Source organism: Cryobacterium sp. TMT1-2-2 (genome assembly GCF_004403505.1).
GTDB lineage: Bacteria > Actinomycetota > Actinomycetes > Actinomycetales > Microbacteriaceae > Cryobacterium > Cryobacterium flavum.
Genome location: NZ_SOGS01000003.1, coordinates 222,339 through 249,004, shown reverse-complemented (window position 1 = coordinate 249,004; position 26,666 = coordinate 222,339). Strand labels below are relative to the sequence as shown.

Sequence of the window (26,666 nt, the reverse complement as noted above, 5' to 3'; positions counted from 1 at the left end):
CCGTCCCGAATACAGTGTCTGATTGTGGGGAGTGCTGTAGTGCCTGACTCTGGTCGTTTGATCGCGGGTCGCTATCGCGTCGGCGCCCTGCTCGGCCGTGGCGGTATGTCCGACGTGCACATCGGCACCGATTCCCGGCTCGGCCGCACGGTGGCGATCAAGCTGCTGAAGTCGACCCTTGCGGCAGACCCGGCCTTTCGCACCCGCTTCCGTCAGGAGGCCCAGGCCGCAGCCCGCATGGCTCACCCGACGATCGTGCGCGTGTTCGACGCCGGCGAAGAGACCGTCACCGATGAGTCCGGCCACGACTCGCAGATTCCGTTCATCGTCATGGAACACGTCGACGGTCGGCTGCTCAAGGACATCATTGGGGAAGGTCCGATCGATTCCATCGAGGCCGTGCGCATCATCGACGGGGTACTGACCGCCCTAGAGTACTCTCACCGGGCTGGAGTCGTACACCGCGACATCAAGCCGGGCAACATCATGATCACCAAGTCCGGCCAGGTGAAGGTGATGGACTTCGGTATCGCCCGAGCCATCTCCGACTCCGCCACGACCGTGGCCCAAACCACCGCGATCCTCGGAACCGCCGCCTATTTCTCCCCCGAGCAGGCCAAGGGCGAGTCCGTCGATGCACGCACCGACCTGTACTCGACCGGTGTGGTGCTGTTCGAAATGCTCACCGGCCGCCCGCCGTTCCGCGGTGATACGCCCGTGGCCGTCGCCTACCAGCACGTCAGTGAGACGCCGGTCAAGCCGTCCGCGATCAACCCCCGTGTGTCTCCGGCCCTCGATTCGGTCGTGCTGCACGCCCTGGCCAAGGACCGTTTTGCTCGCTACCAGAGCGCCGTCGAGTTCCGCAACGATGTCGAGACCGCCGGGTCCGGCCAGATCCCCATCCATCATGCCGGCGAAGACGTCGGCGCTGGATTGTTCGGCGCAGCACCCACCGCCATCACCGGCTCGGCCCTGGCCCTCAAACAGCTCTCCGAAGACCAGACCATGGTGCGCACGCAGCGTCGCCCTCCCGTGATCTGGGTCTGGGCCGGAATCGTCTGCGTCGTCGTTATTGTCGTGGCTGTCATGATCTGGGTGGCGAATCTGCAACCCTCGGTGGAACTGCCCGACAGCTCACGCCAGGTGCCCTCGCTCACCGGCGAGACCTACGATGATGCCCAGAACACCCTCCTCGACCTGGATCTTGCTGCCACCCGTGCCGAAGAGTCGAGCACCACGGTACCCGCCAATCAGGTCATTCGCACAGACCCGCCAGCCGGCACCATCGTCAACCCGTCCGACGTGATCAAGGTCTTCGTTTCGACCGGTCCGGTGCCCGTCGTCGTCCCCGATGTCACCAACCAGACGATAACGGATGCCCAGGCCGCTATCGAAGCGCTCGGTTTCGTCTCCGGGTCGGTCACCGCTGAGAACTCGCCGACCGTGGCCACCGACGTCGTCCTGCGCACCGACCCGGCAGCGGCATCCGCGCAATTCGCCGGGGACACGATCAACTACATCGTGTCGAGCGGACTGGTCACGTTGACGGATCTCACCGGTCAGTCACTCGTCGCCGCGATCGATCTGGTCAGCAGCAATGGCCTCGCGCCCGTCTCCAAGCCCGATCCCACCTGCGCCCAAGAGTCCGGTTCCCCGATCAAGGCGCAGTCCCTGGCGCCGGGCGATGTCCCCCAGCGCTCGGACATCACGCTCACCTACTGCGCCGGCTCCTAGCCCCCTCCCGCTCCTTCTGGACGGGGCTTGGGCCCCGTGCAGAAGGAGACGTCAGGTGAGGCGCAGCAGGGGATGCAGGGACTTTGCGGTCTCCTGGGCGCCCGCGAGGCCGGTCAGGGCCAGCCAGTTGCCGAGCATGCGGTACCCGCCCTCGGTCAGCACCGATTCCGGGTGAAATTGCACACCGAGAATGGGAGCGGATGCGTGGCGTAGCCCCATGATGACACCGCCCTGCGTGCGTGACGTCACCACGAGGTCGCTCGGAACGGTCGACGCGACGACGGCGAGCGAGTGGTACCGGGTGGCCGTGAACGGCTGGGGCACACCCTCATAGAAGTCGCTGCCGTCGTGCGTGATGAGCGACGTCTTGCCGTGCATGAGCTCTTCAGCGTTGGTCACCGTAGCTCCGAAGGCCTCAGCGATGGCCTGGTGCCCGAGGCACACTCCAAAAAGCGGAAGTTCGGCCTCGAGTGCCGCCTCGACCACGGCAATGGACACACCAGCATCTGACGGCTTACCCGGACCAGGTGAGATCAGAACGCCGTCGTAGTCGGAAATGCGGGAGGCGGCATCCGCTTTGTCGAAAGAGTCGTTGCGCACGACATCGGTCTCAGCGCCGAGCTCCATGAGGTACCCATTGAGGGTGTACACAAAGCTGTCGTAGTTGTCGATCACGAGAATACGGGTCATGGGCCGCCCACCGTCGCTTCCTGGTTGTTGAGAATGCCGTCGATCCAGGGATACACCCAGGTGGCCAGCACGGCGAGTACCGCCAGTAACAGGATCAGAACCAAAATGATGCGCACCCAGATTGGCCCGGGAAGAATGCGCCACAGTGCTGCGTAGATGGGAGCCTCCTAGCCCTGGGCTGCGATGATCGGTGCGAGTTCGGCCGGTGCGCCGGCCGAAAGCGGCTGCCACGACTCGAACACGCCGTAGGCGATGATGCGTTCCGCGGTGGAATACAACGGATTACAGCTGGTCAGGGTGATGATCCGGTCGACAGCAGTGGCGTCGGGATTATTCGGAACGGATGCCAGCACCTGCACCTGAGAGGGCGCCACGTACTCGGTATCGCGATACCGGTAGGTGTAATAGCCGTCGGCGGTCTGCACATAGATGGCGTCACCGAGCTGAAGTTCGTTGATCAGGTGCATGCCGCCGCCGAAGGCGCTGCGGTGGGCGGCGATGGCGAAATTGCCCACCCCACCGGGCATCTGAGTGCCGTCGTAGTGCCCGATTCCCAGGCGGTTGCTGTTCAGAACGTCGTGGCCAGTGCCCTCAGCAATGGTGCGGTGATAGTCAGCGCCGAACCGTGGCACATACAACACGGCGAATGCCTGGGCATTGGCCGGAGCGGTAGCCACCATTGGTGCTCCGTAGCCAACCGGTGCAGGTTCTGCACTCGGTTCTGCCGGGTCAGTCGTTGGCACCGGTTCGGGCGTCGACGTGTCCTGTTGGATCCAGTCCTGGCTGATCTGACTGGCAGCATCGGACTGCGAGTTGGCCATGATCATGTCATTCCACCAAAGCTGCCAGCCCAAAAACAGCAACACGAGTGCGCCCGCAGTGATGAGCAGTTCGCCGAGCACGCCGAGCACGCTAATTTTGCCTGATTTCGCCCGGCGCGGGCGCTTGGTGACGATCTCGGTGGGATCGTCGGCCTGGGGACACATAGTGCGAGTCTACCGACCTGAACGGGTACCAGACCTCGCGTCAAATCCACTCAAACAGGCGAAGACGCTAGGATCGCAGAATGGCACGTAAGAATCCCCGCACCCGGCCCGCCCGCACCGACGTTGCCCGCTCGAACGAGGACGCGCCCAATGCCGTCTGGTTCAAGCCGGTCATGTTCGGTTTCATGCTCCTCGGCCTCGCCTGGATCATCGTGTTCTACGTCAGCGGCAGCCAGCTTCCCATTGCGGGGCTTGGCGCCATGAACATTCTGGTCGGCTTCGGGATCGCCTTCATCGGCTTCCTGATGACCACGCGCTGGCGTTAGCCCGGCGACCCTGCACCAACTGTTCGGCCAATGAACGTTGATCCGTTACCGCTGCGTCACCACGGCGTAATAACAAGGGTAATGACACGGGTGTAATTATCCCCATGTGGATAGACCTGTGGATAACTCGCCCTCGCGCAGCGCTCGGTCGGTTAACTCACGAAGAAGCGCGCGAAGCTCAGCAGCACCAACAGTGCGGCGAACGCGCCGATCAGCCCCACCTGCAGGGGCTTCTGACGGATGCGCCGGGTCTGCACGAAGATGAGGCCGAGCACCGCACCGCCGATGATTCCGCCGACGTGCGCCTGCCAGGCAATATTCAGGCCTGGAATGAACCCGATCACGAGGTTGATACCGACCAGCACGAGCAACTGGGTGGCATTGCCGCCGAGTCGGCGTTGAATCACCAGGAACGCGCCCATCAGGCCGAAGATCGCACCGGATGCCCCCACCACGGGAGTGAAGGGATCCGCCAAAAACAGCACCCCGAGTGAACCGGCCAGCGCACTCAGCAGATACAGCGCCAAGTAGCGGCCTCGGCCGAGCAGAGGTTCCAGGAGCTGCCCGAAGATCCACAGCGTGTACATATTCAGCAGCACGTGGAAGATAGAGCCGTGTGCGAGGGCGGTGGTGAGCATGCGCCAGGGTTCAAAACTGCCTGGCTGGGAGAAGAAGCCTGCGTAGATCAGCAAGTTGGTGATCTGATTGCCGAAAACGAACTGCAGAAGGTACACGACGAGCGTTATTCCAATTATGGAATACGTCACGGCAGGCTTCCCGGCGGTCAGTCGGGTGAGCACCGCCGGTTTGGTGCGGGGTGCGTTCTTGCGCTGTTCCTTCATGCACTCGGGGCAGATGACCCCGACAGCGGCCTGGGTCTGGCATTCGGCGCAGATGGTGCGGCCGCAACGCTGGCACAGAATGAAGCTCTGCCGCCCCGGATGACGGTAACAAAAATTCGCCGCCGAGGCCGGCAGATCACTCATTTTCTGTGCAGAGGTACTGGTTAGACGTTCTCGACGGAGACGGTCAGAATCTTGACGTCTTCGAGGGGGCGGTCCCGACCGTCGGTAGCGACCGTGGCAAGCTTGGCGACGATCGCGCGGCTGTCTTCGTCTTCAACGGCACCAAAGATGGTGTGCTTGCCCTGCAGCCAGGTGGTCGGAACGACGGTGATGAAGAACTGTGACCCGTTCGTGCCGTGGCCGCCCTGGATTCCCGCGTTGGCCATGGCGAGCACGTACGGCTTGGTGAAGTCGAGGTCGGGGTTGATTTCGTCATCGAACTGGTAGCCGGGGCCACCGGTGCCCTGGCCGAGCGGGTCGCCGGCCTGAATCATGAAGTCTTTGATGATGCGGTGAAAGATCGTGCCGTCGTAGAGCGGCGTGGTGGAGGCGACGCCGGTGGCGGGGTGCTTCCACTCGAGTTCGCCGGTCGCGAGGCCGACGAAGTTCTTGACCGTCTTCGGCGCGTGATTGCCGAAGAGGTTGACCTTGATCGGTCCGAGGGTAGTGTTCAGGGTGGCGACAGCAGTGTGCTTAGACATACACCGATTCTTGCACAGCTACCTCGACCGAATCTGATTGCCGCCGTGCGCTCCCAGTGCATTCGCTGGCAACTCCGCGATTGAGTGGCAAGATGGGCACTCAGTGGCAAGATAGAGACACATTCGCCACACGACATCGATGGAGGGTCCAGATGAGCCTGTCACGCAAGCGCCGCAAGGAACTCACTCGGCTGCGCAAAAGCGCAGACGAACTATGGAGCCACCAGCAAGAAGTACTGGAGCGAGCAAACGTTCTCGCTCGTCAGGCCGGTCACCAGGCCGGTATTCTTGCTCGCGAAGAAGTAGCTCCGCGCGTACGCGAGAGCTACGACCACTACGTTCGCCCGAGCGTGAACGCCACCCAGGAAGCCGCTGACGGCGTGCGCCGCCGCGTCGTCAACGACGTTCTCCCCGGAATCGGTACCGCCATAGGCACGGTCATGTCCGTCGGTGACGTCGCCCGCGACGCCCGAGTGCGCGCTGCATTAGGTCGCCTCCGTCTGCAGAAGCCGGTTGTGGTCGAACCCAAGGGCCCCGGAGCCGGAACCTACTTCGCCCTCGGCCTGGCCGTGGTCGCCGCCGTAGGCGTCGCCTACGCCGTCTGGCAGACCTTCCGTGCCGACGACGAGCTCTGGGTCGCCGACGACGAGGTTGAACCAGCCGCCAGGCAGGAAGACTAGAGCAGACGCTCGTCCGCTCGTGCAGGGCCCGCATCCACCGGATGCGGGCCCTGCCGCGTTAACGGCGGATGCGGCCGACACGGCCCTGCTGGGAGCCGTACACACGACATCCCAGCGGATGCCCGGCGCCGGCCGGTCACGCAGGCAACAGATTCGTGAGCTGAGGCATCACGCTCGGGCAAAAAGAAGGGCCCGTCCGAAGACGGGCCCTTCACCTGCGTGTGGAGCCACGGGGAATCGAACCCCGGACCTCCTGCTTGCAAAGCAGGCGCTCTACCAATTGAGCTATGGCCCCAATTACCCGACCGGCACGAATGGATAAGCCGGCAGAAGCGGGTGAGAAGTGGTGAATCTGGTGCTGCGTGGGGATACCGGGATTTGAACCTGGGACCTCTTCATTATCAGTGAAGCGCTCTAACCAACTGAGCTATATCCCCCTCTTGGGCAGATTAGAGACTACCGGAATCTGGCCGGAACCTGAAATCGAGCCACCCGTCCAGGCGGAAGAATTACTCGAATCGGGCTGCGAGGGCTGTTTTTGGGGAGAAACAGCCCTCGATCGTTCGGAAAAACTAGTTATTCGTGAAGCCGACGAGCAAGCCGCCGGTTATTTTAACGCTCAGGTTGTAGAGCACCGCGTAGATGGCACCGAGGGCGGTGATCACAACCATGTTCAGAACCGCCACGACGACTGCGAAGCCCATGACGTTGCCGATGGAGAGGATGGCGGCCAGGTCGGCCGATTCTCCCGCGACGGTCGCGTACAGCTCGTCGACCTTGGTCAGCACCTCGGTCTGCACCAGCACGGTGTAGGTGAAGAAGGTGGCCACGATCGTGACGATAGCCAGGCAGACCGCCACCAGGAATGACAGCTTCACGCTCGACCAGAAGTCGACGTAGACCAGTTTGAGGCGAACCTGCTTGCTCGCGGTCTTGCGAGTGGATTTCTTGGCGAGCTTTTCGGCGACGCTACTCATTCGGTGTCTCTACTTTCCCTGAATCCGCGTTCGGAGCAGTGCCCTCTGCAGCACTGGTGTCGACGGTACCAACCGTGGCATCGGCAACCGCTGCGCCCTCTTCGTCCGTGGCGACCAGATTACGTTCGATGTTTTTCGCGATGGAAATGATTCGATCTTCATCCGCGAATTTCGCGAACACAACGCCCATCGTGTCCCGGCCCTTGGCTGGAACCTCGGCGACGAATGAGCGTACCACCTTGCCGCTGGCAAGAACCACAAGGACCTCGTCCTCGGGGTTCACAATCAACGAGCCAACCAGATCACCGCGGTCGTCGTTGAGCTTGGCCACCTTGATGCCGAGGCCCCCACGATTCTGCAGGCGGTACTGGTCAGCGGCGGTGCGCTTGGCGTAACCACCCTCGGTCACCACGAAGACGTAGCCGTCATCATTGATAACGGATGCGTCCAGCAGGGTGTCCTCGCCGCGAAAGTGCATTCCGATCACGCCCGACGTGCTGCGGCCCATCGGGCGCAGCGCCTCATCGGTGGCGGTGAAGCGAATCGACATGCCCTTGCGAGAGACCAGCAGCAGGTCGGAATCATCTTCGACCAGCAGCGCGGAGACGAGCTCGTCGCCCTCACGTAGCTTGATCGCAATAATGCCGCCAGTGCGGTTGGTGTCGTACTCACTGAGCGCGGTCTTCTTGATCAGGCCGTCGCGGGTGGCGAGGGTCAGATACTGGGCCACCTCGTAGTCGCGAATGTCGAGGATCTGCGCGATTTCTTCACCCGGCTGCAGGGCGAGCAGGTTGGCGACGTGCTGGCCCTTGGCGTCCCGTCCCGATTCCTGCGCCTCATAGGCCTTGGCCCGATAGACCCGGCCGGTGTTGGTGAAGAACAGCAGCCAGTGATGCGTCGTGGTGACGAAGAAGTGTTCGACCACGTCGTCGGCGCGCAGCTGGGCACCCTTGACACCCTTGCCGCCACGGTGCTGGTTGCGGTAGTTGTCGCTGCGGGTGCGCTTGATGTAGCCGCCGCGGGTGACGGTGACTACCATCTCCTCTTCGGGAATGAGGTCTTCGATCGACATGTCGCCGTCGAAACCGAACATGATCTCGGTGCGGCGGTCGTCGCCGAACTTGGCGGTGATCTCGGCGAGTTCTTCGCTGATGATCGTGCGCTGGCGCTCGGGGCTGGCCAGGATCGACTTGAACTCAGCGATCTGCAGTTCGAGTTCGGCGGCCTGGTCGATGATCTTCTGACGTTCCAGAGCGGCGAGACGGCGCAGCTGCATGGTGAGAATCGCGTCGGCCTGCAGCTTGTCCACGTCGAGCAGGGCTATCAGGCCTTCGCGGGCGTCGTCGACAGTGTTGGACCGACGGATGAGCGCGATCACCTCGTCGAGTGCGTCCAGCGCCTTGAGGTAGCCGCGCAGGATGTGGGCATCCGCTTCAGCCTTATTCAGGCGGAACTGGGTGCGCCGAACGATGACCTCGATCTGGTGCGCAACCCAGGCCGAGATGAAGCCATCGAGGGAGAGGGTGCGCGGCACGCCGTCGACGATGGCGAGCATGTTGGCGCCGAAGTTCTCCTGCAGCTGGGTGTGCTTGTACAGGTTGTTCAGAACTACCTTGGCAACGGCATCGCGCTTGAGCACGATCACGAGGCGCTGGCCGGTGCGACCACTAGTCTCATCGCGAATGTCCGCGATGCCGGTGATCTTGGCGTCCTTGACCAGGTCGGCGATCTTGATCGCCAGGTTGTCCGGGTTCACCTGGTAGGGCAGCTCGGTGATCACCAGGCAGGTGCGCCCCTGAATCTCTTCGATGCTCACCACGGCCCGCATCGTGATCGAGCCGCGACCGGTGCGGTAGGCATCCTGAATTCCCTTGACGCCGAGGATCTGCGCGCCGGTGGGAAAGTCGGGGCCCTTGATGCGCGCAATTAGCGCTTCGAGCAGTTCTTCGCGGCCGGCGTCGGGGTTGTCGAGGTACCACTGGGCACCAGCAGCAACCTCGCGCAGGTTGTGCGGGGGAATGTTGGTGGCCATACCGACGGCGATACCCACCGAACCGTTGACCAGCAGGTTCGGAAAACGGGCCGGCAACACGGTCGGCTCGAGCGTGCGGCCGTCGTAGTTGTCTTGAAAATCGACGGTGTCTTCGTCGATGTCGCGCACCATCTCGAGGGCGAGCGGAGCCATCTTCGTTTCGGTGTATCGCGGGGCAGCGGCACCATCGTTGCCGGGGGAACCAAAGTTTCCCTGGCCCAGGGCGAGCGGATACCGCAGGCTCCACGGCTGAACGAGGCGCACCAGGGCGTCATAAATGGAAGAGTCACCGTGCGGGTGGAACTGGCCCATCACGTCGCCGACGACGCGGGCGCACTTGGAGAACGCCTTGTCGGGCCGGTAGCCGCCGTCGAACATGGCGTAGATCACGCGGCGGTGAACCGGCTTCATGCCGTCACGCACGTCGGGAAGTGCGCGCCCGACGATGACGCTCATCGCGTAGTCGAGGTAGGAGCGCTGCATTTCCAGCTGCAGGTCGACCTGGTCGATCTTGCCGTGCTGCACGAGGTGGGCGGCCTTAGCGGCCGCGGTTGCCGCCGTCTCTTCGGCGTTGGGCTGGCCCGTGGTGTCGTCAGATGTCAAGGAAACGCACGTCCTTCGCGTTTTTCTGGATGAAGTTGCGTCGTGATTCGACGTCTTCGCCCATCAGGGTGGAGAAGATTTCGTCGGCGGATGCCGCGTCGTCCAGGGTGACCTGCAGCAGGGTGCGGGATTCGGGGGCCATGGTGGTTTCCCACAGCTCCTTGTAGTCCATCTCGCCGAGGCCCTTGTACCGCTGGATTCCGTTGTCCTTCGGGATGCGCTTGCCGGCGGCGGCACCGTCGGCGAGGAGTGCGTCGCGCTCGATGTCGGAGTACACGTACTGGTGCGGCGAGTTGCTCCACTTGAGCCGGTACAGCGGCGGCTGGGCCAGGTACACGTAGCCGAGGTCGATCAACGGGCGCATGTAACGGAACAGCAGGGTCAGCAGCAGGGTGGTGATGTGCTGCCCATCGACGTCGGCGTCGGCCATCAAAACAATCTTGTGGTAACGAACCTTGTCTGGGTTGAACTCTTCACCGATGCCAGCGCCGAACGCGGTGATCATGGCCTGCACCTCGTTGTTGCCGAGGGCACGGTCGAGTCGGGCCTTCTCCACGTTGAGGATCTTGCCGCGCAGCGGCAGAATCGCCTGCGTTTCGGGGTTACGGCCCTGCACTGCTGAACCGCCAGCCGAGTCGCCCTCCACGATGAAAATCTCAGAAATCGACGGGTCTTTGCTCTGGCAGTCCTTGAGCTTGCCCGGCATACCGCCACCCTCGAGCAGTCCCTTGCGGCGCGCGGTTTCACGGGCCTTGCGGGCTGCCATGCGGGCGTTGGAGGCCTGCAGGGATTTGCGGATGATCTCGCGTGCCGGGTTCGGGTTGCGGTTGAACCAGTCGGTGAGCTGGTCGTTGGCGACCTTCTGCACAAACGACTTCGCCTCGGTGTTGCCGAGTTTGGTCTTGGTCTGGCCCTCGAACTGCGGTTCGGCGAGCTTGATCGATACGACCGCGGTCAGTCCCTCACGCACGTCATCGCCGGTGAGGTTGTCATCCTTCTCTTTCAGGATGCCTTTCTCCCGGGCGTACTTGTTCACGAGCGTGGTCAGCGCGGCGCGGAACCCCTCTTCGTGCGTGCCACCCTCGTGGGTGTTGATGGTGTTCGCGTAGGTATGCACACTCTCGGTGTAAGCCGTGGTCCACTGCATGGCCACTTCGAGGGCCATCTTGCGCTCGTGATCTTCCCACTCGAACGAGATGATCTCGTCGTTGACCAGGTCGGCCTTCTTGGCACGGTTCAAGTACTCGACGTAGTCGACGAGACCCTGATCATATTTGAAGGTGTTGCTGACGACTTTGCCGTCGTCGGTGCGGTGGGCTTCACGCTCGTCAGTGAGGGTGAGGCGCAGTCCCTTATTGAGAAAGCCCATCTGCTGAAACCGTGCGCGCAGGGTTTCATAGTCGAACTCGATCGTCTCGAAGGTTTCCGCACTCGGCCAGAAGGTGATGGTCGTGCCGGTTTCGTCGTTGGCCTCGCCCTGCTCGAGGGGAGCATTCGGAACACCGTTGGCGAAACTCTGGCGCCAGATGAACCCCTGGCGACGAACCTCGACTTCAAGGCGGCTCGACAGGGCGTTGACGACGGAGCTTCCGACGCCGTGCAGGCCACCGGAGACGGAGTAGCCGCCTCCGCCGAACTTGCCGCCGGCGTGCAGCACGGTCAGCACGACCTCAACGGTCGACCGACCCTCTGCCTTGTGAATATCGACCGGAATTCCACGGCCGTTGTCTTCGACGCGGATCGCGCCGTCGGCGAGAATGCGAATGTCAATGGTGTCGCAGTGTCCGGCGAGAGCCTCATCGACGGAGTTGTCGACGATCTCATAGACCAGGTGGTGCAGTCCGCGCGGTCCGGTGGATCCGATGTACATTCCGGGTCGCTTGCGAACGGCTTCCAGGCCTTCGAGTACCTGGATATCATCGGCACCGTACTCGTGCTCCGGCTCCCGCTCCGCCACGGCTGGGGATATATCTGGGGAGGTGCGTTCGGGCGTCGGTTCAACTGTCATCTGAAATTAGGCTCCTGACCATCGCACGGGCGACCATTCAGTCTACCAAACGGGGGGAGACGAACCGGCCATAATCGCCGTTTGACGCGTTTTGTTCAAGGGGTGACCTTAATTGTCGGGTTACCCGTAGGTATCGCGCGGACCACGCCCTGGAATTGATCTGGGACCCTTTTTCCAGGACGGAGCGTTGGGCCCTTGGAAACGAATTGATTGAATGCCCGCGTCTGGGTACCGATGCGCAATGTGTTCCATGATCACATTGCGCATCAGGCGCAATTGGGTGGCCCAGGCCGTGGATTCACAGTGCACCGTGAGCACACCGTCATCGATACCGGCCGGGGTCGAATGGTTGGCGGTTTCTTCACCGGCCAGCTCGGTCCAGGACGCCAGAAGTTCGGACTGGGCCAGCGGTGAATTCCAGCCCAACTGCATGGTCAGCGAATTGATCGTGTCACCCAGACCTCGCGGGTCGCGGCCGATCCCGAAGGGAACACTCGAGCCGACGACTGGCGCAATTCGCTTACGGCCGCGTGAGCGTCTGGCGTTGGGATCACCGAAAACACTCTTGAAGCGCAGATAGACCTGCGCTGCTTCACTGGTACCCGATTCCACCGAACCGACGGTCCCAGTTGTTTCACGTGGAACATTTTCTTCAGCCATCGATGACCGCTCCGGCATGAATGTGAATAGTGTGCGCAACGAGGGCGGGCGGAACATCCTCGAGTACCGCGGCGGTAATCAAAACCTGTTCGAACGACCCGATCGCAGCGGCCAACCGGGCCCGACGCTGCAGGTCGAGCTCGGCAAAGACGTCATCGAGAATCAGGACCGGGTCACCGCTGGCTGACTCCTGCCGCAACAGCTGAGCGGATGCGAGTTTCAAGGACAGTGCGAACGACCACGACTCCCCGTGGCTGGCGTAACCCTTGGCCGGCAAGGCATTGAGCATGAAGACCAGATCGTCGCGGTGGGGTCCGGCAAGGGTGATACCCCGCTCCAATTCGCGTTTTCGCAGTCCGACCAGCGCCGTTCGAAAGATCTCATTGGTAGACGACTCCACCGAAGCCGCAGATTGCGGGACGCTGGCCGGGAGAACGCCGAGATCGGCGTCTTCGTCGGCGCCCAGGATGCTGAGGCTCGCCACCAACGCCGGACCATGATCTTCATTCACGACAGCACGATAGGCCGCCCGCAACGGTTCACCAAGCTGTTGCACGAGTTTGGCGCGCTCGTCGATGATTTCCGAGCCGAACTCCACCAGCCGTTCGTCCCAGATATCGAGTGTGGAGAGTTGGTTGCCGCGCACTCCCGAGGCCCGGGCCGACTTGAGCAGGGTATTGCGTTGTTTGAGCACCCGGTCGTAATCACTGAGCACTGCGGCCAGCCGCGGGCTGCGCAGCACCAACAGCTGATCGAGAAACTTACGACGCCCCGAAGGGTCGCCACGCACCAGGGCAAGGTCTTCCGGAGCAAACACCACACTCGAAAAATAGCGGGGCAGATCGCGGGTCTTGATGACTGACCGGTTGACCTGCGCTCGGTTTTGCCCGGAACGGTTCAGCTGCACTTCGGCGAGGATATCCCGGCCGTTGTATTCGAGTCGGGCCCGAATAATGCCGGCATCCTGCCCGGAGCGAATCATGGCCTTGTCGGTGGAGACTCGGTGCGATCCGAGCGTGCTGAGAAAGCCGAGCGCTTCGACCAGGTTGGTTTTGCCCTGGCCGTTCCGGCCGACGATGAGGTTCGGGCCCGGAACGAAACCAACCTCGGCGTTCGCATAGTTGCGAAAGTCGGTCAGCGAGAGGTGAGTAACTCGCACCGTTGTTAGCGCAGGAGCAGGTTGGGCTGCAGCAGGTATTTGTAGCTGTCCACTCCGGCCTGCTCGCGCGAGGTCTGGCTGGTGATCAATACCGGCCCGGGCTTATTCGGGTTTTCCGTTTTCGTGAACGAGATGCGCACGAATTCGGAGTGCACAGCGCTGAGCCCGTCCAGGAGAAACTGCGGCTTGAGTGAGACGACGGTCTCGGTGCCGGAGAGAATGGCATCGATGGTTTCCGAAGCCTGGGCCTGCTCGGATCCTACGGCTTCGAGGGTGACTCCGGAGGCGTCGAAAGTGAAGCGCAGCGCGGCCTCACGTTCCAACACGAGCTGCACACGGCGGGTGGCTTCGATCAGGTCCGCCGTGTTCATCACCGCGTAGTTGTCAACGGTGGCCGGGAACAGGCGACGAACGGGAGGAAAATTACCCTTGATCAGCAGCGACGTGACGGTCTTCTTGTTCGCGGTGAACGCGATCAGTTCGCGGTCGTCGCTATTGGTGATAGAAACCGAAATGGTTCCGCTGTGACCGAAAGTCTTACCGACCTCCTGCAGGGTACGGGCCGGCACGAGTGCGGTGATCGTTCCTGCTTCATGGGGGGCGGTGTTGCTGCCCGGATCCCAGTCGATTTCCCGAACCGCGACACGGTACCGGTCGGTGGCTACGAGGCTGAGGCTATTTTCGGTGACCTCGAGCTGCACCCCGGTGATGACTGGGGTGACGTCGTCCCGCGAGGCAGCGACGGCAACCTGAGCGACAGCCGCAGCAAATTCCTCAGCCGGTACGAGGCCGGACTGGGTGGTGACCACGGGAATGCTCGGGTATTCCTCAACCGGCATGGACAGCAGGGTGAAGGTGGCCGAGCCACAGTTGACCTTGATGCGCGAATTTTCCGTGGAAAACCGAACAGGAGCGTTGGGGAGACGGCTGGCGATTTCGGCGAGGAGCCGGCCGGAGACGAGAACTTTTCCGGTCTCTTCAACTTCGGCGACGATCTCGGTCTGGGCAGAGACCTCGTAGTCGAACGACGACAGAATCAAGCCCGTTGCTGTCGCCTCGATGAGTACACCACTCAGAATCGGCAGCGTCGTGCGTTGGGGCAGAAGTTTGACCGCGAAGGAAACTGCTTCGCTGAAGACATCCCGATTGGCCTGAAATCTCACGAAACATTCCTTGCGTTCGACGGGCGGATGGGTGGGCCTCAATGCTAGCTGTTGTCACAGGTCTATTCGTTACCGTGCTGCTCTGAGGGCCCCGGCTCTCAAGGTTGTCGGCTGGATCAAGGTTAAAGAATTCTTGTTAATCTTCTTAACCGTTGTGGAAACTGTGGATAACTCTGTGAAAACCGCTCAGACATTGGGAACTACACGTTTGTAAGTTGTGGGCGAGCTGTGGAAGTTTGTCATTCGTTTGAGCAAGCGCAACTCGTGATAATTACAAGTTTCTACAGGCAGGCCTCGAGTTTCTACAGGCGACGACCGGTTGTGTGAGTTAATTCCACAGGGTTATCCACAGGTGTGAAAACTAAAAAAATTTCAGCCCCTCCGGGTCAGAACTCGTTCGAGCTTCCGGTGGGGCCGAAATTTTACTTTGGACAGGCCTACTTGTCTCGGTGATCTAGCTGCCGCGAGGGGTCGGTATTTTGCTGTTAGGACCTACTTGTATCGGTGATCCTGCTTGATGCGATTGGTGAGCTCGGTTACCTGGTTATAGATCGACCGACGCTCCTTCATGAGTTCGCTGATCTTCTTATTCGCGTACATCACCGTGGTGTGGTCCCGGTTACCGAAGAGCTGACCGATCTTGGGGAGGGAGAGGTTGGTGAGCTCACGACACAGGTACATGGCTATCTGGCGTGCAGTGGCAATCGCTTGCGAGCGGCTCGACCCGTATAGGTCGTCGACTGATAGTTTGAAGTAGTTGGCCGTGTTCGTAATGATGTCGACCGGGGCGATGACGTTGTCCTCATCCAGGGTGATGAGGTCTTTCAACACCGTCTGCACCAGGTCCATGTCCACCGGCGTGCGATTGAGGCTCGCAAAGGCGGTGACCCGAATCAATGTTCCTTCCAACTCGCGAATATTGGAGGAAACCTTTGACGCCATGAACTCGAGAATGTCGTGGGGAACCTGCAGCTTCTCGCTCTGGGCCTTCTTGCGAAGAATAGCGATGCGGGTTTCGAGGTCGGGTGCCTGGACATCCGTGATCAGGCCCCACTCAAATCGACTGCGCATGCGGTCTTCGAAGCCGGTCAGATGCTTCGGCGGCAGGTCGCTCGTGATCACCACCTGCTTGTTATGGTCGTGCAGCGTGTTGAAGGTGTGAAAAAAGGCTTCCTGGGTTTCAGCTTTGTTCTGCAGAAACTGAATGTCATCGATCATGAGGATGTCGATGTTGCGATATCGGGCCTGAAATGCCGAGCCTCGGTTGTTCGCGATCGAATTAATGAAGTCGTTGGTGAACTCTTCGGAGCTGACATAACGTACGCGGATGCCCGGGTACAGACTCATGGCGTAGTGACCGATTGCGTGCAACAGGTGAGTTTTGCCGAGCCCCGATGATCCATAGATGAAGAGAGGGTTGTAGGCCTTCGCCGGAGCTTCGGCCACGGCCACGGCAGCCGCGTGCGCGAATCGGTTGGACTGGCCGATCACAAAGTTGTCGAAACTGTATTTGGGGTTGAGTCGGGTCTCGTGCGGCTGCGCCGGAACGGCACCTTCGAATACCGATTGCGGCGGGGCTGGGGTGATGACATCGGGTGGGGTCAGTGTCTGTTGCACCGGGCGCAGGGATTCCTGCTCGAGCTCCGGGTTGACGACCACATAGAAGGTCGACACCGCAGTGGCTTCGTCGAGCTGACCCATCGCGGTCAGTAGGGGAACCCGCATTCGCTGATTGAGCATGCTGGCCGTGAACTCGTTCGGCACTTCGAGATAGAAGGTACCGGCGGCGATGCCCTTCGGCTCGACCAGACTGAGGAACCCGTAGAGCATGGGGGTGATCGTGGCGTCGGATTCCAACGTGGTCAGAACGGACCGCCAGGTTTCAGCTATCGGCGCTTCTACGTCTGCCATTGTTCCTACAATCTGTGTATTTCGGTGTTTCGCTACTGGACCGCGGCGGACGGGTGCGGGGCCGCTGTTGAACACCGGCAAGCCGCCGTCAGTTGGCCCGCACTGCGGGCGTTTTGGGGCCTGGTTCGAAATCTGGGTTCGAGTTCATCGTTAAAGTTATCCACCGCTTGTGTATAAAACCGACCTAATTCTCAGGTTGATGTCACCAACCTGTGGATAACTTGTCTTCACGGTAGTCAATCCCGCTCAGCGAGGCGAATTCAGCGGTGAATCGGCTTCTCCGGTTGGTATCTGTGTTGGAGTCATTATTGTGGAGAATCGGCCGATTCGGGGCCTGAGTTTGACCAGACGTGGCCGAGGCCGTAGTTTTAATCAGTTGACCCCATCCCGCGGGCTTCTAACTTCTGTGCGCGCTGCTGTTTAGGCCGAGGGGAATTTGGCCAGCGGTGATTCAAATACGTGGAGATTGAACTATGAGCAAGAGAACCTTCCAGCCGAACAACCGTCGTCGCGCCAAGGTGCACGGCTTCCGTCTGCGCATGCGCACCCGTGCGGGCCGCGCCATCCTTGGTGCTCGCCGTCGCAAGGGTCGCACCGAACTCTCCGCGTAGGCCAGAGTCTGCCTAGGTTCGTTGTGGTCGCCGGATTCTCGTGCTCGCTCACGTAAATCGCATCACGAGCGGCAGCGACTATCAAGGCGTCGTTCGGCGCGGTATGCGGATCGTTGGTGCGCACACCGTTCTCTATGTACGAAAGAGCGCTGAGGTTCCTTCGGGTGCCGCTGGCGTTCCGGTACGGTTCGGCTTCATTGTCGCAAGGAATGTGGGTGACGCCGTGAGGCGCAATCTCGTTCGCCGCCGCCTCAAGGCGGTTACGTACGAACTGCTCTCCCTGGTTCCGCCAGGAACGGATGTCGTCATCCGCGCTTTGCCGACGGCGCAAGGTGCGGCGTGGCAGACGCTGTACGAAGAAGTCCAACGCTCGCTTGCTCGCCCGCTCCCGGCGCGGAAGGGCAGTCCGGGGCGATGAACTCGATACTCGCGACGATCATCCTGATACCCCGCAATGTGGGTGTCGTAATTCTTCGCGTATATCGCGCTGTAATCTCTCCGCTGTATGGAGATGTGTGCCGGTTTTACCCGTCTTGTTCGGCCTACGCACTGGGAGCCGTTCAGGAACACGGACTAGCGTGGGGTTCGGCTCTCACTGCGCGCAGACTGAGCCATTGTCATCCGTGGTCAGAAGGCGGCATTGATGATGTACCGCTCAAGAGCAAACGTCGCTACCGCGTGACGAAGTTCGGTTTTGTTGTCGCACCTAGCCACGGAAAGGGCTAACCCACAGTATGGACCTCATAGGTACGATCCTCTGGCCTCTGAAATGGGTGGTCGAGCTGCTGCTCGTGGCCTTCCACTGGCTCTTTTCGCAGATGGGAATCGCGGGACTGGGCTACGACGACGGTCTCACTTGGGTGTTGTCCATCGTCGGCCTCGTTCTGGTCGTGCGGGCCGCCCTCATTCCCATCTTCGTGCGGCAGATCAAGAGCCAACGCAAGATGCTCGAGGTTGCCCCACAGCTCAAGAAGATCCAGGACAAGTACAAGGGCAAGAAGGACCAGTTCTCGCGTGAGGCAATGTCCCGCGAGACCATGGCCATGTACAAGAAGACGGGTACCAACCCGCTGAGTTCCTGCCTGCCGCTGCTGTTGCAGATGCCGATTTTCTTCGCCCTGTTCTCGGTGCTGAACGACGCCCAGCGCTCCAACGCCGGTGTCGGGCCGCTCAATCAGAGCCTCGCCGAAAGTTTCGGAAACGCGACCCTGTTCGGCAACGCTCCTCTGCACGACACGTTCGCCTCACAGTGGTCGCTGTGGACCTCGGGCCAGCCGTTCAACGTCACCGTTATGATCATCGCTGCCACCATGGTTGTGCTCATGACCGCGTCGCAGTTCATCACTCAGCTGCAGATCGTCTCCAAGAACATGTCGCCGGAGACCAAGGCGAGCCCCATGTTCAAGCAGCAGCGCATCATGCTTTACCTGCTCCCTCTGGTCTTCGCCTTCTCCGGTGTCGCCTTCCCGCTCGGTGTCATGTTCTACTGGCTGACCTCGAACTTCTGGACCATGATCCAGCAGTTCCTGGTCATCCGAAACATGCCGACGCCAGGCAGTGAAGCCGCCAAGGCCCGCGAAGAGCGTTTGGCACGGAAGGGCAAGCTCATCGCGACGGATGGTGACATCATTGTCGTGGAAGAACCCGCCAAACCCGTGCAGCGCCAGCAACCGGTCGGTAAGGCCCGCGCCAAGAAGCAAACCGGCCCGAAAAAGTAGTGGAGAACACCGTGACGGACAAGACCGGCCTCACTGAGGTAGACACTGTCGCCAGCGCTGCTGTCGCCAGCAGCGCCGTTCCTACTGCCCCCGCCACACCAGCGGATGCCTCCCCCACGTCGCCCGAGAGGGGTAGCCTGGCCGAGGCCCCCCTCACGACCGATCAGCTCGAGCGCGAGGGTGACATCGCCGCGGACTACATCGAGGAATTCCTCGATATCTGCGACCTCGATGGTGACATCGACATTGATGCCCGCAACGGTCGGGCTTACCTGTCAGTCAAGGCCTCGGATGCGGACAACCTGCGCGTGCTCTCCAAGCCGGAAACGGTCAACGCCCTGCAGGAACTGACGCGTCTTGCCGTACAGAGCAAGACGGGTTCATTCTCGCGTTTGATCCTGGATATCGGTGGATCCCGCGAGGTGCGCGAAGTTGAACTCGCCACCCTCGTGGCGCGTGCTATTGCGCGCATAGAAGGCGGCGCGACCGAAGCCGACCTGCCTGCTATGTCATCCTACGAGCGCAAACTCGTGCACGACATCGTTGCCGCCAGTGGTGGCTACCGGTCCGAGTCCTCGGGCGAGGGTCGCGACCGCCACACCGTCATCACCGCAGCGTAGTCTCGTTGGTCATGTCGCAATCTGTCACGCCGGAGCCGATCGATGCCGTACCTGGCACCACCGAGATCGTCGAGCTCGAAGCTGAGCCGGCCGCTGCGGCCGATCTTTTTGGTCTCCAGATCGATGTGATTCGTGCGTTCACTAGTAATTTGGCTGATCAGGGCGAAATACTGGGTCTGATTGGGCCGTTGGAACTCCCCCGCCTCTGGTCGCGCCATATTCTTAATTGCGCAATTGTGGCGCCACTATTGCGTCCAGGTCTCGTGGGCGACGTCGGCTCAGGCGCGGGCCTACCCGGTCTGGTTCTGGCCATCGCGCGACCCGATGTGAACTTCGTGCTGATCGAGCCGATGGAACGTCGGGTGGCTTGGTTGAATGACCAGGTAGCAGCCCTGCACTTGACGAACGTGACCGTTGTGCGGGCGCGTGCCGAAGAGGCGCGGCTCGCGGATCCGCTCGATCAGGTTACCGCACGCGCCGTCAGTGCCTTCAGTAAGCTCATTCCCCTGACAGCGCCCTTGCTGCGCACCGGCGGTGAGCTCATCCTCATGAAGGGTGAGGGAGCAGAGCGTGAGGTTGCCGCCGCTGCAAAGACCATTCGCAAGTATCGTCTGCGCAATGTTGAGGTCATTACCCTCGGCGCGGGCGTGCTGCCGGAGGTAACCCGGGTCATCCGGGCTACAGTGGACTAGTCCCGAGTGTCGCCAAATTTGGTGTTCGGGAGTCCCTTTCGGGTGGCTCATCAACCGTCGAGCGTAAAGGTTTCACGTGAAACATCCTGCTGAAGATCAGCGCACCGGTAAGGCGGCGGGGTTCGACGGTACAACGCCGCTCGCCCGCGAAATCGCTGAGCTGACGCGACGGCGCCAGGTCATCGCGGCCGGCGAACTGCCCAAACCCGAGAAGACCCGGGTGTTGACGATCTCCAACCAGAAGGGCGGGGTCGGTAAGACCACGACCGCCGTCAATCTGGCTGCTGCACTCGCGCGGCAGGGTGCTCGCGTTTTGGTCATCGACCTGGACCCGCAGGGGAATGCGTCAACCGCCCTCGGCGTGGAGCACCGTGCCGAGACGCCGAGTGTGTACGACGTCATCATCAACGACATGCCCATGGACGAGGTCGTGCAGAAGAGCCCCGAGTTCGGCGCCCTGTTCTGTGTACCAGCCACGATTCACCTGGCCGGGGCTGAGATCGAACTGGTTTCACTCGTCGCCCGCGAGCAGCGCCTACGCCGCGCGCTTGATCTCTACCTCGCCGAGATGACTGAACCCTACGACTACGTCTTCATTGATTGCCCGCCCTCGCTCGGGCTGCTGACCATCAATGCCTTTGTGGCCGCCCGCGAGGTTCTCATTCCCATCCAGTGCGAGTACTACGCGCTCGAAGGACTCAGCCAGCTGCTCAAAAACATCGCTCTGATTGAGAAGCATCTCAACCCCGACCTGGTCGTCTCGACCATTCTGTTGACCATGTATGACAGCCGCACCAATCTGGCGACCCAGGTTGCCCAGGAAGTGCGCGATCACTTTCCAAAAGAGGTCTTGAATACCGCGATTCCGCGCTCTGTACGCGTTTCTGAGGCCCCGAGCTACGGTCAGAGCGTCGTCAGCTACGACCTCAACTCCGCAGGATCGCTCTCCTACCTCGAAGCAGCATCAGAAATGGCCCATCGAGGTGCTCCCGGAACCGAAGATAAGCCCCAAATGAAAGATAAGCACTAATGGCGAAAAGAACCGGCCTCGGCCGCGGTATCGGCGCACTCATCCCGGTGCAGGACGACGCGTCGGCTCCCCGGCCGGTTGACGTCTTTTTTCCGCGTAGTGTTTCACGTGAAACGGATGACTCCCCCGAGCTCGTTCCCGTGCCCGGAGCGCGTCTGGCCCACCTGAACCCGCAGGACATCGTGCCCAACCGTGCCCAGCCGCGCACTATTTTCGACGAGGATGACCTCGCTGAACTCGTGCACAGCATTCGCGAAGTCGGAGTGCTGCAACCGATCGTTGTGCGGCCATTATCGGATGAGCCGGGCAAGTACGAACTCGTCATGGGCGAGCGTCGTCTTCGCGCGACCAAGGAGGTCGGGCTCGACAGCATTCCAGCTGTCGTTCGAGAGACCGCCGATGTCGATATGCTGCGCGACGCGCTGCTGGAAAACCTACACCGCGCCCAGCTGAATCCGCTCGAAGAGGCATCCGCTTACCAGCAGCTGCTCGCTGACTTCGATATCACACAGGAAGAATTGGCGACCAGAATTGGTCGATCGCGGCCGCAGATCACCAACACTCTGCGTCTGCTGAAGCTACCGGAACCGGTGCAGCTGCGAGTTGCGGCCGGCGTGCTCTCGGCTGGCCATGCGCGGGCGATTTTGTCAGTGGGTGACCTGGCTGGCATGATTCGCTTGGCCGACAAGATCGTCGAAGAGGATCTCTCGGTGCGGGCGGCCGAGGCCGCGGCGACATCCGTGCCAAGACTGATTAAGGCTAAACCACTTCCTGGTCGACGCCAGGGGCACCTCGATGAAATCGCTGAGCACCTCGGAGAACGACTCGACACGCGCGTCAAAATCAATCTTGGGGCTAGAAAAGGCCAGATCACAGTTGATTTCGCCACAATTGGCGATCTTAACCGCATTCTTACCGTTCTCGGCGAACCGGCCTTTAGCGCGAGCTAGTTCATCCCCGGTGGGCCGTTTCACGTGAAACATGGCGTGCTCCGGGGCATTTTTCGCTGTGAACCGCCCCACGGCTCAGGGCGAACCATTTACTGCGGTCCGTGGCTTGGTTGATGTCCTCGATGGCGCTTGCACCGGCGCGGCGGGCGTCGACGGGTCATTCGCTCCCTACTCAGGCATCGAGGCCTTTCAGGGCCTCTCGCGAAAAGCGTGCGCGAGTCCCCTGAAAGACCTCGAAACTCGCAACTTGCGCGAAAAACCCGCCGCCCCTATGTGGCTGAAATCACTCTGCCCACACTGTGGGCAGAGCTTGTCGAGACGTCCATCGCCCTACGGATGGGCTGGTTTGCGGGGGTCTTGTCGCGATGTTTCACGTGAAACTGCCACGGACGGTCGGGCTCGTCCAGACCGTAATTGCCGTCCAGCCAGCAATTCGCGGGAGATGCAACGGAGTGTTTCACGTGAAACAGTATCCCGTGGCCGTATGCATTGCCCACAGGCCGCCAGTCGAGCTCGTCGAGACCGCAGTCGCCCTCCCGCTGGGTGGCCTGCGGGAGTCCTGTCGTGGTGTTTCACGTGAAACAACGCTGAGGCTGCGCAGGTTTCACGTGAAACGTAAGGCCTACTGGCCCGTCAGGGCGTTTGCGGCCAGGGCGGAGTAGGTGGAACCCAGGGTCTGGTTGGTGGCCTCGATCGCCTGCGGCACCAGTGACGTTTCCGTCAGGCCAGGAAGCACGTTGGCCTCCAGGAACCAGGCGGTACCGGCGGCATCGACAATGAGGTCGATACGGCTCAGGTGGCGGAGGCCCAGCAGTGTGTGAATGGCGACTGCGGTTGCGGAAACCGCCGCCGAGGCGTCGTCGGAAAGGCGAGCCGGTGTGTAGAAGTCTGTCTCGCCGGCGTTGTACCGTGCCTCGAAACTGTAGACGCCGTCAACGGGCACGATTTCAACGATCGGCAGAGCTGTGGGGCCGGTCCCGGTGTCAATTACCGCCACAGTAACCTCAACGCCGTCAATATAGGCCTCAACGAGGGCGGTGTTGGCGTAGGTGTACGCGTCGACCATGGCGCGGGGCAGGTTCGCTGCGGTGCGCACGATTGTGACGCCCTGAGAAGAACCGCCCTGAGCTGGTTTAACGACCAGGGGCAGGCCGATTGCGCCGATCAGGTGCTCAAGTACGCTCGTGGCCCCGAGGTCCCGAAATGTTTCAGTGGAGAGGGCGATAGCCGGGGGAGTGGCAAAACCAGCTCGGCGCGCGAGCTCCTTGGCCGTGCCCTTGTTCCAGGCCAGGGCGGCGGCGGGCCCAGTTGAGCCGAGAAACGGGATGCCGGTGGTCTCCAGCAGGGAGAGCAGGGCGCCATCCTCTCCGGTAGCTCCGTGCAGGGTGGGCCAGATCAAGTCGGGGGCTTGTTCGGTGAGAGTGGTCAGGAGGTTGGCTCCGGGATCGATCACGGTGACCGTGTGGCCCCCGCCCGTGAGGGCATCCGCTACCCGTCGCCCCGAGCGCAGCGAAACATCACGTTCGTGGGAGATTCCGCCGGCCAGAATAACGATATTAAGGGAGTTGAAGTCGCTCATGATCAGGTTTTTCCCTAGCTTGGTGTGGGTGAACGTGGATATCTAGGAGATGTTGGCCGGTGGACCGGCATAGCGCTGATTTCTGGCGCCGGGCCGGTCGGGCGCGGCGCCCAGTGCACCGGTGCCGGCGAAGGTGTCGAGCAGATCAAGCTCGCCGCGAATGACCGTGGCCAGGCGACGGATGCCGACTCTGATGCTCTCCGGCGTTGGATAGCAGAAGGCCAAACGCATGTTTTGGCGCCCGTCACCGTCGGCATAGAACGCGGTCCCGGGCGTGTACGCTACCAGTTCCTTGACCGCGCGGGGCAGCATGGCCTTGGAATCGAGCTGTTCGGGCAGGGTGACCCAGACATAGAATCCGCCGGTGGGGTTGGTCCAGGTCAAATCGGGGAGGTGCTCCTCGAGGGCGGCGAGCATAGCGTTCTTGCGCTCGTGATAGACACCGCGGAAGGTGTTGATCTGCCCCTTCCAGTCGGCGGTGGAGAGGTATTCCGAGATCACCATCTGGGTGAAGGAGCTGGGGGAGAGCACGGCAGCTTCGTTGGCGAGCACGAGTTTCTCGCGGATCGCGTGCGGGGCGAGAGCCCAGCCAACCCGAAAGCCGGGAGCCAGGGTCTTGGAGAAGGTTCCCAGGTAGACGACACCGTCGCGCTCGAGTGAGCGAATGGCATCCGGTGCTTGCTTGTCAAAGTAGAGCAGTCCGTAGGGGTTGTCCTCGAGCACGAGAATATTGTTCGAACGGCAGATCTCGAGAATCTCCATGCGGCGTGTCCAGCTGAGGGTGACGCCGGCCGGATTGTGAAAACTGGGGATCGTGTAGAGGAATTTGATGGTGCGCCCGGCTGCCTTGAGGGCGGCGATGTGCTCGATCAGCGCGGCCGGGATCAGGCCGTTCTCGTCCATCGGTACATGGTCGACCTCGGCCTGGTACGACTTGAAGATCACCATGGCGGTGACATAGCTGGGGCCTTCGGAGATGACGACATCTCCGGGGTTGAGGAACAACTTACTGACCAGTTCCAGGGCGTGCTGCGAACCGGTGGTAACAACCACGTCATCGGCATTGGCCTTGATGCCCTCGAGTGCCATGACATCGAGAATTTGCTCGCGCAGCAAGGGAACTCCCTGACCAGAGCCATATTGCAGTGCGGTAGCGCCCTTCTCGCGCATGACGCGCTCCATGGCATTGATCACGAGGTCCTGGGGCAGGGCCGCAACGTAGGGCATACCGCCGGCGAGGGAGACGACTTCGGGGCGGGAGGCCACGGCGAAGAGCGCGCGTACCTCGGAGGCCTTAAGGCCGGCGGCGCGATCGGCGTAGTGGTGGTACCACGGGTCGAGGTTGTTGCCGCCCTGCACAGTACTTGTCTGCACAGGCCCGGACTGCTTGTTATCGGCAGTGGAGCCTTGAATTGTCACGTCACCTATCCGTTCTGCTGTCGTCTTCATCGTATGGGGTGACCGCGGGCACCAAAAAACCCGCCCGGTTGAAGCCGGGCGGGTTTTCTAGGTTGAGTCGGTTAGACGAGGTAGTCGGCCAGGTCCTTCTCGAGCTGCGGCTTCGGCTTGGCGCCGATGACGGTCTTGACGACCTCGCCCTTCTGGAAGACCTTCATCGCCGGGATGGAGGTGATCTGGTACTTGGCGGCCAGAGCGGGGTGCTCATCGACGTTGAGCTTGACGATGTCGAGCTTGTCGGCGTTTTCGGCCGCGATCTGGTCGAGAATGGGGCTGACGGCGCGGCAGGGGCCACACCACTCGGCCCAGAAGTCCACCAGAACGGTCTTCTCGTTGTTGATGACTTCCTGTTCGAAGTTGGCCTCTGTTACGGCGCGTGCAGTCATGTGTGTCTCCTTCTTGGGTAACTTAGTACTGGTAAACTTAGGTCTTAGTAAAATCAGACGAGTTCGTGTTCACTGGCCGAGGCCAGCAGGTCCTGGGGAAGAGTGCTGAGGTAGTGCTCTGCATCGAGGGCGGCCGCGCAGCCGGAGCCGGCAGCCGTGATGGCCTGGCGGTAGCTGGAGTCGATCACGTCACCGGCCGCGAAGACACCGGCCTGGCTGGTCAGGGATGACCGGCCCGCGACGGCAATGGTGCCCTCGGGGGTGAGGTCGAGCTGCTTGTGCACGAGGTGCGTGCGCGGGTCGTTGCCGATCGCCACGAACACGCCGCCGACCGGAAGGCTGCTCTCGGTGCCGGAGACGGTGTCGCGCAGGGTCAGACCATCGACGGCCTCGGTGCCGGTGATACCGACGACTTCGGAGTTCCAAGTGAACTCGATCTTGTCGTTGGCGAAAGCACGTTCCTGCATGATCTTGGAGGCGCGCAGTTCACCCTTGCGGTGAATGACGTGCACCTTCGAGGCGAATCGGGTGAGGAAGGTGGCTTCCTCCATGGCGGAGTCACCGCCACCGATGACGGCGATTTCCTTGCCCTTGAAGAAGAAACCGTCGCAGGTGGCACACCAGGAGACACCGCGGCCGGAGAGACGTTCTTCGTCGTTGAGGCCGAGCTTGCGGTAGGCGGAACCGGTGGCAAAAATAACCGTGAGTGCCTGCTCCACGTCACCATTACCGAGGGCGACCGTCTTGATCGGGCCGGACAGGTCGACCGATTCGACGTCGTCGTAGACGACCTCGGTGCCAAAGCGCTCTGCCTGCTCCTGCATCTTGGTCATCAGATCGGGTCCCTGGACGCCCTCCGGAAAGCCGGGAAAGTTCTCAACGTCGGTCGTGTTCATCAACTCACCGCCAGCCTCCACCGAACTGGCAATCAGAAGCGGTTTGAGGTTGGCCCGCGCGGCGTAGATTGCCGCGGTATAGCCGGCCGGTCCGGAACCGATGATGATGATCTGACGCACGCGCACACTCCTTGCAGTGGTGGGAAAGCCGGGCAATATCCCGCCTCACGTTTCGATACAACACATCCTAATCCGATGCTATTCCGCGGCCTCCCAGCAAGAGCCGCCGGTACCCAGCCACCGCCAGCGAA

Annotated in this window: 26 protein-coding genes and 2 tRNA genes; 11 read left to right on the top strand and 17 right to left on the bottom strand. The window is 61.4% G+C overall.

The window, feature by feature from the left end; all coding sequences use genetic code 11:
• The first annotated feature begins 39 nt into the window (after window positions 1-39).
• A complete protein-coding gene (gene pknB, locus E3T35_RS03430; RefSeq protein ID WP_134344760.1) occupies window positions 40-1,734 on the top strand; it encodes a Stk1 family PASTA domain-containing Ser/Thr kinase in 1,695 nt (564 codons plus the stop codon).
• A 51-nt stretch (window positions 1,735-1,785) separates the two neighbouring features.
• Here pknB and E3T35_RS03425 read toward each other — a convergent pair whose 3' ends face one another.
• Together E3T35_RS03425 and E3T35_RS03420 are read right to left on the bottom strand one after the other, a co-directional pair.
• Window positions 1,786-2,424 carry an aminodeoxychorismate/anthranilate synthase component II gene (locus tag E3T35_RS03425; RefSeq protein ID WP_092338390.1) on the bottom strand — a complete coding sequence of 213 codons (639 nt, stop codon included), beginning with the start codon at window positions 2,422-2,424 and terminating at the stop codon, window positions 1,786-1,788.
• 167 nt (window positions 2,425-2,591) lie between these two features.
• On the bottom strand, window positions 2,592-3,410 hold the full coding sequence (locus tag E3T35_RS03420; RefSeq protein ID WP_241987680.1) for a class E sortase: 819 nt from the start codon (window positions 3,408-3,410) through the stop codon (window positions 2,592-2,594).
• Between the two features lie 80 nt (window positions 3,411-3,490).
• On the opposite strand from E3T35_RS03420, the gene E3T35_RS03415 reads away from it, so the two are divergent.
• Window positions 3,491-3,736, top strand: coding sequence for a cell division protein CrgA (locus E3T35_RS03415; protein ID WP_092338388.1), 246 nt, complete (start codon window positions 3,491-3,493; stop codon window positions 3,734-3,736).
• A gap of 152 nt (window positions 3,737-3,888) precedes the next feature.
• On the opposite strand, the gene E3T35_RS03410 is transcribed toward E3T35_RS03415, so the two are convergent.
• Both E3T35_RS03410 and E3T35_RS03405 read right to left on the bottom strand, forming a co-directional pair.
• A complete protein-coding gene (locus E3T35_RS03410; RefSeq protein WP_092338386.1) occupies window positions 3,889-4,722 on the bottom strand; it encodes a rhomboid family intramembrane serine protease in 834 nt (277 codons plus the stop codon).
• Between the two features lie 20 nt (window positions 4,723-4,742).
• Window positions 4,743-5,282, bottom strand: coding sequence for a peptidylprolyl isomerase (locus E3T35_RS03405; protein ID WP_134344759.1), 540 nt, complete (start codon window positions 5,280-5,282; stop codon window positions 4,743-4,745).
• A 152-nt stretch (window positions 5,283-5,434) separates the two neighbouring features.
• Here E3T35_RS03405 and E3T35_RS03400 point away from each other — a divergent pair, with 152 nt between their 5' ends.
• Entirely contained in the window at window positions 5,435-5,962 is a 528-nt protein-coding gene (locus E3T35_RS03400; RefSeq protein WP_092338382.1) for a hypothetical protein, read from the top strand.
• Between the two features lie 222 nt (window positions 5,963-6,184).
• Here E3T35_RS03400 and E3T35_RS03395 read toward each other — a convergent pair.
• The 9 genes from E3T35_RS03395 to dnaA all read right to left on the bottom strand — a co-directional run bounded on the left by E3T35_RS03395 (window position 6,185) and on the right by dnaA (window position 16,475).
• Window positions 6,185-6,257: transfer RNA gene (locus E3T35_RS03395), tRNA-Ala, on the bottom strand.
• Window positions 6,258-6,325: 68 nt separating this feature from the next.
• Window positions 6,326-6,399 (bottom strand) — tRNA-Ile (locus E3T35_RS03390).
• A gap of 135 nt (window positions 6,400-6,534) precedes the next feature.
• Window positions 6,535-6,939 (bottom strand): DUF3566 domain-containing protein, encoded by a 405-nt coding sequence (locus E3T35_RS03385; protein WP_092338380.1) that lies wholly within the window; start codon window positions 6,937-6,939, stop codon window positions 6,535-6,537.
• Entirely contained in the window at window positions 6,932-9,496 is a 2,565-nt protein-coding gene (gene gyrA, locus E3T35_RS03380) for a DNA gyrase subunit A (protein ID WP_241988719.1), read from the bottom strand. The genes E3T35_RS03385 and gyrA overlap by 8 nt, the downstream gene beginning before the upstream one ends.
• Window positions 9,497-9,563: 67 nt before the next feature.
• Window positions 9,564-11,582 (bottom strand): DNA topoisomerase (ATP-hydrolyzing) subunit B, encoded by a 2,019-nt coding sequence (gyrB, locus tag E3T35_RS03375; protein ID WP_134344757.1) that lies wholly within the window; start codon window positions 11,580-11,582, stop codon window positions 9,564-9,566.
• 120 nt (window positions 11,583-11,702) lie between these two features.
• Window positions 11,703-12,242 carry a DUF721 domain-containing protein gene (locus tag E3T35_RS03370; RefSeq protein WP_134344756.1) on the bottom strand — a complete coding sequence of 180 codons (540 nt, stop codon included), beginning with the start codon at window positions 12,240-12,242 and terminating at the stop codon, window positions 11,703-11,705.
• Window positions 12,235-13,401 carry a DNA replication/repair protein RecF gene (gene recF / locus E3T35_RS03365; protein ID WP_104129821.1) on the bottom strand — a complete coding sequence of 389 codons (1,167 nt, stop codon included), beginning with the start codon at window positions 13,399-13,401 and terminating at the stop codon, window positions 12,235-12,237. Before recF ends, E3T35_RS03370 begins: the two co-directional genes overlap by 8 nt.
• A 5-nt stretch (window positions 13,402-13,406) precedes the next feature.
• The gene (gene dnaN / locus E3T35_RS03360; protein ID WP_134377875.1) at window positions 13,407-14,564 is read right to left on the bottom strand and encodes a DNA polymerase III subunit beta; all 1,158 of its coding nucleotides are present in this window, start codon (window positions 14,562-14,564) and stop codon (window positions 13,407-13,409) included.
• 492 nt (window positions 14,565-15,056) lie between these two features.
• Window positions 15,057-16,475: a chromosomal replication initiator protein DnaA gene (dnaA, locus tag E3T35_RS03355; RefSeq protein ID WP_092338368.1), complete on the bottom strand. Its 1,419-nt coding sequence runs from the start codon at window positions 16,473-16,475 to the stop codon at window positions 15,057-15,059.
• A 473-nt stretch (window positions 16,476-16,948) separates the two neighbouring features.
• Here dnaA and rpmH point away from each other — a divergent pair, with 473 nt between their 5' ends.
• From rpmH to E3T35_RS03315, 8 genes are all read left to right on the top strand, one after another.
• Window positions 16,949-17,086: a 50S ribosomal protein L34 gene (rpmH, locus tag E3T35_RS03350; protein ID WP_010204566.1), complete on the top strand. Its 138-nt coding sequence runs from the start codon at window positions 16,949-16,951 to the stop codon at window positions 17,084-17,086.
• Window positions 17,087-17,126: 40 nt separating this feature from the next.
• Entirely contained in the window at window positions 17,127-17,504 is a 378-nt protein-coding gene (gene rnpA / locus E3T35_RS03345; RefSeq protein ID WP_134344754.1) for a ribonuclease P protein component, read from the top strand.
• On the top strand, window positions 17,501-17,812 hold the full coding sequence (yidD, locus tag E3T35_RS03340; protein WP_134344753.1) for a membrane protein insertion efficiency factor YidD: 312 nt from the start codon (window positions 17,501-17,503) through the stop codon (window positions 17,810-17,812). The genes rnpA and yidD overlap by 4 nt, the downstream gene beginning before the upstream one ends.
• A gap of 8 nt (window positions 17,813-17,820) precedes the next feature.
• On the top strand, window positions 17,821-18,804 hold the full coding sequence (gene yidC / locus E3T35_RS03335) for a membrane protein insertase YidC (protein WP_134344752.1): 984 nt from the start codon (window positions 17,821-17,823) through the stop codon (window positions 18,802-18,804).
• 137 nt (window positions 18,805-18,941) lie between these two features.
• Window positions 18,942-19,424 (top strand): R3H domain-containing nucleic acid-binding protein, encoded by a 483-nt coding sequence (locus E3T35_RS03330; RefSeq protein WP_134344995.1) that lies wholly within the window; start codon window positions 18,942-18,944, stop codon window positions 19,422-19,424.
• Window positions 19,425-19,435: 11 nt separating this feature from the next.
• Window positions 19,436-20,116, top strand: a complete 681-nt coding sequence (gene rsmG, locus E3T35_RS03325) for a 16S rRNA (guanine(527)-N(7))-methyltransferase RsmG (protein ID WP_166789812.1) — start codon at window positions 19,436-19,438, stop codon at window positions 20,114-20,116.
• A 76-nt stretch (window positions 20,117-20,192) separates the two neighbouring features.
• The gene (locus E3T35_RS03320) at window positions 20,193-21,146 is read left to right on the top strand and encodes a ParA family protein (RefSeq protein WP_134377874.1); all 954 of its coding nucleotides are present in this window, start codon (window positions 20,193-20,195) and stop codon (window positions 21,144-21,146) included.
• Complete coding sequence (locus E3T35_RS03315; protein WP_134377873.1) at window positions 21,146-22,096, top strand: ParB/RepB/Spo0J family partition protein; 951 nt, start codon at window positions 21,146-21,148, stop codon at window positions 22,094-22,096. The genes E3T35_RS03320 and E3T35_RS03315 overlap by 1 nt, the downstream gene beginning before the upstream one ends.
• A gap of 622 nt (window positions 22,097-22,718) precedes the next feature.
• Here E3T35_RS03315 and E3T35_RS03310 read toward each other — a convergent pair.
• From E3T35_RS03310 to trxB, 4 genes are all read right to left on the bottom strand, one after another.
• Complete coding sequence (locus E3T35_RS03310) at window positions 22,719-23,675, bottom strand: D-alanine--D-alanine ligase (RefSeq protein WP_134377872.1); 957 nt, start codon at window positions 23,673-23,675, stop codon at window positions 22,719-22,721.
• A 42-nt stretch (window positions 23,676-23,717) separates the two neighbouring features.
• Window positions 23,718-25,049 carry a PLP-dependent aminotransferase family protein gene (locus tag E3T35_RS03305; RefSeq protein WP_241988715.1) on the bottom strand — a complete coding sequence of 444 codons (1,332 nt, stop codon included), beginning with the start codon at window positions 25,047-25,049 and terminating at the stop codon, window positions 23,718-23,720.
• Window positions 25,050-25,195: 146 nt separating this feature from the next.
• Window positions 25,196-25,519 (bottom strand): thioredoxin, encoded by a 324-nt coding sequence (trxA, locus tag E3T35_RS03300; protein ID WP_092338350.1) that lies wholly within the window; start codon window positions 25,517-25,519, stop codon window positions 25,196-25,198.
• A 53-nt stretch (window positions 25,520-25,572) separates the two neighbouring features.
• On the bottom strand, window positions 25,573-26,535 hold the full coding sequence (gene trxB / locus E3T35_RS03295) for a thioredoxin-disulfide reductase (protein ID WP_134377870.1): 963 nt from the start codon (window positions 26,533-26,535) through the stop codon (window positions 25,573-25,575).
• Window positions 26,536-26,666 lie beyond the last annotated feature (131 nt).

Bases quoted from the DNA above. Each gene is read 5' to 3' on its own strand.
- E3T35_RS03425 (WP_092338390.1), bottom strand. From the start codon at position 2,424: ATGACCCGTATTCTCGTGATCGACAACTACGACAGCTTTGTGTACACC.
- E3T35_RS03420 (WP_241987680.1), bottom strand. From the start codon at position 3,410: ATGTGTCCCCAGGCCGACGATCCCACCGAGATCGTCACCAAGCGCCCG.
- E3T35_RS03415 (WP_092338388.1), top strand. From the start codon at position 3,491: ATGGCACGTAAGAATCCCCGCACCCGGCCCGCCCGCACCGACGTTGCC.
- E3T35_RS03410 (WP_092338386.1), bottom strand. From the start codon at position 4,722: ATGAGTGATCTGCCGGCCTCGGCGGCGAATTTTTGTTACCGTCATCCG.
- E3T35_RS03405 (WP_134344759.1), bottom strand. From the start codon at position 5,282: ATGTCTAAGCACACTGCTGTCGCCACCCTGAACACTACCCTCGGACCG.
- E3T35_RS03400 (WP_092338382.1), top strand. From the start codon at position 5,435: ATGAGCCTGTCACGCAAGCGCCGCAAGGAACTCACTCGGCTGCGCAAA.
- E3T35_RS03385 (WP_092338380.1), bottom strand. From the start codon at position 6,939: ATGAGTAGCGTCGCCGAAAAGCTCGCCAAGAAATCCACTCGCAAGACC.
- gyrB (WP_134344757.1), bottom strand. From the start codon at position 11,582: ATGACAGTTGAACCGACGCCCGAACGCACCTCCCCAGATATATCCCCA.
- E3T35_RS03370 (WP_134344756.1), bottom strand. From the start codon at position 12,242: ATGGCTGAAGAAAATGTTCCACGTGAAACAACTGGGACCGTCGGTTCG.
- dnaA (WP_092338368.1), bottom strand. From the start codon at position 16,475: ATGGCAGACGTAGAAGCGCCGATAGCTGAAACCTGGCGGTCCGTTCTG.
- rpmH (WP_010204566.1), top strand. From the start codon at position 16,949: ATGAGCAAGAGAACCTTCCAGCCGAACAACCGTCGTCGCGCCAAGGTG.
- yidD (WP_134344753.1), top strand. From the start codon at position 17,501: ATGAACTCGATACTCGCGACGATCATCCTGATACCCCGCAATGTGGGT.
- yidC (WP_134344752.1), top strand. From the start codon at position 17,821: ATGGACCTCATAGGTACGATCCTCTGGCCTCTGAAATGGGTGGTCGAG.
- rsmG (WP_166789812.1), top strand. From the start codon at position 19,436: ATGTCGCAATCTGTCACGCCGGAGCCGATCGATGCCGTACCTGGCACC.
- E3T35_RS03315 (WP_134377873.1), top strand. From the start codon at position 21,146: ATGGCGAAAAGAACCGGCCTCGGCCGCGGTATCGGCGCACTCATCCCG.
- E3T35_RS03310 (WP_134377872.1), bottom strand. From the start codon at position 23,675: ATGAGCGACTTCAACTCCCTTAATATCGTTATTCTGGCCGGCGGAATC.
- trxA (WP_092338350.1), bottom strand. From the start codon at position 25,519: ATGACTGCACGCGCCGTAACAGAGGCCAACTTCGAACAGGAAGTCATC.